The sequence below is a fragment of the Saccharopolyspora rectivirgula DSM 43747 genome, assembly GCF_000497205.1.
Taxonomy (GTDB): Bacteria; Actinomycetota; Actinomycetes; order Mycobacteriales; family Pseudonocardiaceae; genus Saccharopolyspora; species Saccharopolyspora rectivirgula.
Map to the genome: position 1 here is coordinate 1 of NZ_AYJW01000129.1, position 1,683 is coordinate 1,683.

General features: G+C 68.3%; 1 protein-coding gene. It reads right to left on the minus strand.

The features are described from left to right. Window positions 1-1,683: glutamate synthase central domain-containing protein (locus SREC43747_RS0119165; RefSeq protein ID WP_029722990.1), on the minus strand; the 1,683-nt coding region annotated here is incomplete at both ends.

Genomic DNA, 1,683 nt, shown 5'->3' on the forward strand with positions numbered 1-1,683 from the left:
CCACGGGTAGACCTTGTGCCCGGGCAGCTGGCCGCCTTCCCCGGGCTTGGCGCCCTGGGCCATCTTGATCTGGATGTCGTCGGCGTTGACCAGGTATTCGCTGGTCACCCCGAACCGACCGGAAGCGACCTGCTTGACCGCGGACCGGCGGTGGGGGTCGTGCAACCGGTCGACGTCCTCCCCGCCTTCCCCGGAGTTCGACTTGCCGCCGATGATGTTCATCGCCTGCGCCAGGGTTTCGTGCGCTTCCGCGGAGATCGCGCCGTAGCTCATCGCCCCGGTGCAGAACCGCTTCATGATCTCCGAAGCGGGCTCCACCTCGTCGATGTCGACCGGCTCCCGCCCGCTGTCCAGCTCGAACATCCCGCGCAAGGTGCCGCCCTCGCGGGACAGCCGGTCCACCTCGGCGGTGTAGCGCCGGTAGATGTCGTAGCGGCCGGTCTTCGTGGAGTGCTGCAGCAAGAACACCGTCTCCGGGGTGAACAGGTGCAGCTCCCCTTCCCGGCGGAAGGCGTACTCGCCGCCGACCTCGAGCTTGCGGTGCACCAGTTCGGTCGGGTTGTCCGGGTGGGCGCGACGGTGCCGCTTCGCGACTTCTTCGGCCAGCACGTCCAGCCCGACCCCGCTGATCTTCGACGGCGTGCCGCAGAAGTACCGGTCCACCAGTTCCCGGGACAAGCCGACTGCCTCGAAGGCTTGGGCCGCGGTGTAAGCGCTCACAGTGGAGATGCCCATTTTGGACATCACCTTCAGCACGCCCTTGACGAGCGACTGGATGTAGTTGTTGATCGCCTCCTCAGGCTGGATCCCGGTGATCTCACCGGTTGCGATCATGTCCTCAATGGTCTCGAAAGCCAGGTACGGGTTCACCGCAGCCGCCCCGTACCCCAGCAGCGCCGCGATGTGGTGCACCTCGCGGGCGTCCCCGCTCTCCACCACCAGCGCCACCCGCAACCGCTCCTTGGTCCGCACCAGGTGGTGGTGCACGGCCGACACCAGCAGCAGCGACGGGATCGGAGCCATCAAGTGGTCGGAGTCCCGGTCGGACAGCACCAGCCCCCTGGCCCCGTCCGCGACGGCCTCCGAAGCCTCCCGGCACACCCGGTCGAGGGCCTCGGCCAACGCTTCACCGCCACCGTCCACATCGAACAAACCGGAGAGCACCGTGGAGGAGAACCCGGGCAGGTCGCCGTCGTCGTTGATGTGGATCAGCTTGGCCAGTTCGTTGCTGTCGATGACCGGGCGCGGCAGCACGATCTGCCGGCAGGACGCCGGGGTGGGCTCCAGCAAGTTCTGCTCCGGTCCCATCACCCGGGCCACCGAGGTGACGATCTCCTCCCGGATCGCGTCCAACGGCGGATTGGTCACCTGCGCGAACTGCTGGACGAAGTAGTCGTAGAGCAGCCGGGGACGCTGCGACAGCGCGGCCACCGGGGTGTCGGAGCCCATCGACCCCAGCGGTTCGCCCCCCTGCTGGGCCATCGGCGCCAGGATCCGGGACAGCTCCTCCTCGGTGTAGCCGAAGACCAGCTGGCGGCGGACCACGGACTCGTGGCTGTGCACCACGTGCTCCCGGTCCGGCAGTTCGGCCAGGTTCAGCAGCACCACCGGCGGCACCGCCATCACCATCAGCAGCCCGGTGAACACCACGCCGCGACCGCGCCAGCGCAAGCGGGCCAGCGC